The organism is Streptomyces viridosporus (assembly GCF_002078235.1).
Taxonomy (GTDB): Bacteria; Actinomycetota; Actinomycetes; order Streptomycetales; family Streptomycetaceae; genus Streptomyces; species Streptomyces viridosporus.
This window is the reverse complement of the sequence record NZ_MSGP01000756.1, coordinates 1-4019: the sequence shown is the minus strand read 5'-3', so window position 1 is coordinate 4019 and position 4019 is coordinate 1. Positions and strand designations below refer to the sequence as shown.

3 protein-coding genes and 1 pseudogene are annotated in these 4019 nt (G+C 75.5%); all 4 read left to right on the top strand.

The window, feature by feature from the left end; all coding sequences use genetic code 11:
- Positions 1-165 (top strand): annotated as a pseudogene (locus B7L92_RS43220) (wyosine base formation domain-containing protein); the annotation flags it as partial.
- A 91-nt stretch (positions 166-256) separates the two neighbouring features.
- Positions 257-1144 (top strand): prephenate dehydrogenase/arogenate dehydrogenase family protein, encoded by an 888-nt coding sequence (locus tag B7L92_RS37170; RefSeq protein ID WP_081241542.1) that lies wholly within the window; start codon positions 257-259, stop codon positions 1142-1144.
- Between the two features lie 267 nt (positions 1145-1411).
- Positions 1412-2656 (top strand): ATP-grasp domain-containing protein, encoded by a 1245-nt coding sequence (locus B7L92_RS37165; RefSeq protein ID WP_081241541.1) that lies wholly within the window; start codon positions 1412-1414, stop codon positions 2654-2656.
- Positions 2653-3918 (top strand): ATP-grasp domain-containing protein, encoded by a 1266-nt coding sequence (locus B7L92_RS37160; RefSeq protein ID WP_081241540.1) that lies wholly within the window; start codon positions 2653-2655, stop codon positions 3916-3918. Before B7L92_RS37165 ends, B7L92_RS37160 begins: the two co-directional genes overlap by 4 nt.
- Positions 3919-4019: the final 101 nt, after the last annotated feature.

Genomic DNA, 4019 nt, shown 5'->3' with positions numbered 1-4019 from the left:
GACTTCTGCCTCCTGGTCACCCGCCGCCGCCACCGCGCCGACCTGGCCCTGGAGGCGGAGGGCGCGGAGGCCGAGCGGTGGCTCGACATCGCCCAGGCGTACCGGGGGCCGGCCGGTGAGGGCCGGCGTCCGGGCCAGTTCGCCGACCGGGGCGGTGAGCGCTGAGCCGCGTGGTGGCCACCGCCCCCGGTCCCGCCGCCGAGCCCCGTGCCCGCTCCCCACCAGCCGCCCTGCCCGCATCCGCCCAGGAGCCGTCATGACACCCGCCTTCCTGCGTACCGCCGTCGTCATCGGCTGCGGCGTCACGGGCACCTCGGTCGCCCTGGCCCTCACCGGCGCCGGGGTCGACGTGGTCCTCGCCGACCGGGACGCGCGCGCGGTCGCCAGGGCACAGAGGCTGGGGGCGGGCACACCGTGGACCCCCACCCGTCCGCCCGCGGACGTCGTCGTCGTCGCCACCCCGCCGTCCGCCGTCGTCGACGTCCTGCACGACGCCCAGGCCCGCGGCCTGGGTCACGTCTGCACCGACACCGCCGGGACCAAGGACATCGTCGCCGCCGAGGCGGAACTGCGCGGCTGCGACCTCAAGGGCTACGTCCCCGGGCACCCGCTGCCGGCCCGGGGCGCGACGGGCCCGTCCGCCTCCCGCTTCACCGGCCGGCCCTGGATCCTGTGCCCGTACGACACCACTCCCCGGTGGGCGCTGGCGGCGGTCGCCGAACTCGTCGCCCTGTGCGGCGCGGTCCGCCGCGACATGACACCGCAGGAACACGACCGGGCCGTGGCCGCCGTCAGCCACGTGCCGTACGTGGTGGCGGCCGTCGTCGCCGGCGGGCTCCTCGACCTCGACCCCGACCTGCTGCCGCTCGCCGGCGACGAACTGGCCACCGCCGTACGGGCCGTCGCCGACGTCCCCGGCGCCGGCGGCGATCTGCTGGCGCACAACGCCGGTCCGGTGGCCGACCGGCTCGACAGGGCGGCCGCCGCGCTGGCCGCCGCCGCCCGGATGCTCCACCGCGGCGAGGACACCGTGCCCGTCGAACTCGCCCTGCTGCTGGAGCTGGGGGAGCGGGGGCGGGCCGCGCTGGAGACGGCCGGCGAGCACCGCACGGCCGAGGACGCCCGCCGACGGGACCGGAGGTGACGGGACCGGAGGTGACGGGGCCGGAGATGACGGCCGCCGGGCCCCGACGGCCCCGCACCGCCGCGGCGCCCGGCCTCCTGACGGGGTGCCGGGCGCCGCGGTGTCCCGGCGCGGCCCTCCCGTCGCCGTTCGACTTGGCGAAGTCGGATGAACACGCAGGTCACCGCCGCGTGCCGAGGACGTCGCACGGAGGGAGATGCCGCTTTCGGGGGCGAGGAAAACGATGGGTGGGCCGTCGCGAGACGCCCTACGAGAACGGAGCCCCGCATGACACACGGCGTGCCGAACAAGCGGTTGCTGATGGTGATGCCCTACAGCCAGTTCGTCCGCAAGGCCGCGCGGGCGGGGTTCGAGGTGTGGGCGATCTGGGACCCGGCCCTGCGCGAACGGGCCTACCTCGACTCGGTCGCCGAGCACGCCCGCGAACTGCTGCTGACCGACTTCTCCGACGAGTCCGCGCTGCGCGCCCTGATCGCCTCCACCGTCCGGGCCCACGACATCGGCACCGTGCTGCACCTGGGAGCGGAGAGCAGCATGGGCCCGGCCGTCGCCGAGGCGGAGGCGCTCGGCCGGTCGCCCAACCCGGCCGCCGCCGTGCACCGCCTCAACGACAAGGCGGCGCTGCGCGCCCTGCTCGGCGAGCACGGGCTCTCACCCGTGCGCAGCGAACTCGCCCCCACCGTCGAGGCGGTCGCCGCCGCCGTGTCCCGTCTGCCGCTGCCCGTCGTGGTCAAGCCCACCCGGCTGTCCGGAAGCCGCGGCATCGCCCTCGTCCGGGACGTCGCCGACCTCGACGAGTGGACCGAACGGGTCGCCGCCGCGGGGCACACCGGCCCGTATCTGGTCGAGGAGTACCTGAGGGGGCCGGAGTTCAGCGTCGAGACCCTGTCCGTCGACGGGACGCACCACGTCATCGGCATCACCGCCAAGCGCACCACCGGCGCACCGCTGTTCGTCGAGACCTCCCACGTCCACCCGGCCCCCCTCGCCCCCGCCGACGACGCCGCCGTGCGCACCCTGGTGACCCGGCTGCTCGACGCCGCCGGCCTGGTCTTCGGGCCGGCGCACACGGAGGTGATCCTCACCGAGCACGGCCCGCGCGTCGTGGAGTCCCAGACGCGGCTGGGCGGGGACCGCATCCCCCAGCTGATCGAGACCGCCACCGGGTACGACATCGAGGCGGAGATCTTCCGCGCCCTCGCGGGGGCCGGCACCGAACCGCCCACGGCCCTGCACACCGCGTCCGTCGGCTTCTTCCTGCTGCCGCCGGGGCGCCTGGCGGAGGTCCGCGGCCTCGACGCCGTCCGGGCCCTGCCCTACGTGCACACCCTCCACTTCCCCTTCGCCCCGGGGGACGAACTGCCGCCCACCACCGACTCCGCCACCCGCCACGGCTACGTCGTCGTCGACGCCCAGTCGCCGGCCGAGGCGGAGGAGCGCGTCGCCCGCGTGCGCTCCCTGCTCGTCGCCGACGTGCGCGAAGCCACCGCATCGAAGGGAACCCCGCGTTGAGCCCTGCTCCGACCGTGCTGCTGATCGGCGGCGTCGACGCCCACCTGGAGCGCTTCGACGCGCTCGGGGCGAAGGTCGTCCTGATCCAGCACCCCGACAAGATCACGCCGTACCAGACCCGCACCGCCCACGCGCTGCTGATGCTGGACTACACCGACTGGGAGACCGTACGGCCCTTCGCCGAGGCCGCCCGCGCCGTCTACGGCGCCGACGCGGTGGTCTCCCTCACCGAACCCGGCCTCGACCCCGCCGCCCGGCTGTCCGACCTGTTCGGGCTGAGCGACGGCCGGCGCTACGAGGCCAGCCGCCGGATGCGCGACAAGTACCTGATGCGCCGGCACCTCGCCGGACGCGGCCTGCCCGTCCCCGAGCACGGTCTCGTCGACGGCCGCGGCTCCCTGGCCGCCTTCGGCGAGCGGGCCGGCTACCCCTTCATCGTCAAGCCCGTCTCCACGACCGCCGGGTTCGGCCTGCTGCGCGTGGCGGGCCCGCAGGACCTCGACGCCGTCTGGGCGCGGATCAGGCGGTTGGAGGGCGGGCGCACCGACCGCGGCTCCACCATGTTCACCGTCGACGGCTTCCTCATGGAGTCCTACATCGACGGCCCCGAGTTCAGCGTCGAGTCGCTCAGCTTCGCCGGCCGCCACGTCGTCGTCGCCGTCACCGAGAAACTCACCGACGACTCCCACTTCGCCGAACTCGGCCACGTCGTGCCCGCCCGGCTCTCCGGGACCGACCGGACCCGGCTCACCACCGCGGTCGAGGACTTCCTGACCGCGATGGACGTCACGGACGGGCCGAGCCACACCGAGATCCGGCTCTCCGCCCGCGGCCCGATGGTCATCGAGTCCCACAACCGGCTCGGCGGCGGCCACATCCCGGAACTGGTCCGCGCCGCCTACGGCATCGACCTGATCGCCTACGGGGCCGCCTGGCCGCTGGGCCTGGTCGAGCCGCTGGCCGCCCCGCCCGAGCCCGGGGCCGCGGCCGTCACCCGCTTCGTGCTGCGCAACCCCGGCACCGTCACCGCCGTGCACGGCGTCGAGGAGGTCGCCGCCCGGCCCGAGGTGCTGCTCGCCCAGGTGTCGGTCCGGCCCGGTGACACCGTCCGTGAGCTGCGCGACAACTGGGACCGGCTCGGCAGTGTCGCGGTGACGGCGGCCGACGCCGGCAGCGCGGTCCGGCTGTGCGAGCACCTGGTCCGCGAGGAGATCCGCATCGACGTCGCCCCGACGGTTCCGGATGGGCTGCGGGCGGCCTGAGCCGGCGCACCGCGCCCGGCCGGGACCCGACCAGGAGGAGTTGACCACCATGTCCGAACGACGAGGGCTGCTGCCCACCCTGCGCGAGGACCTCGGCGTCG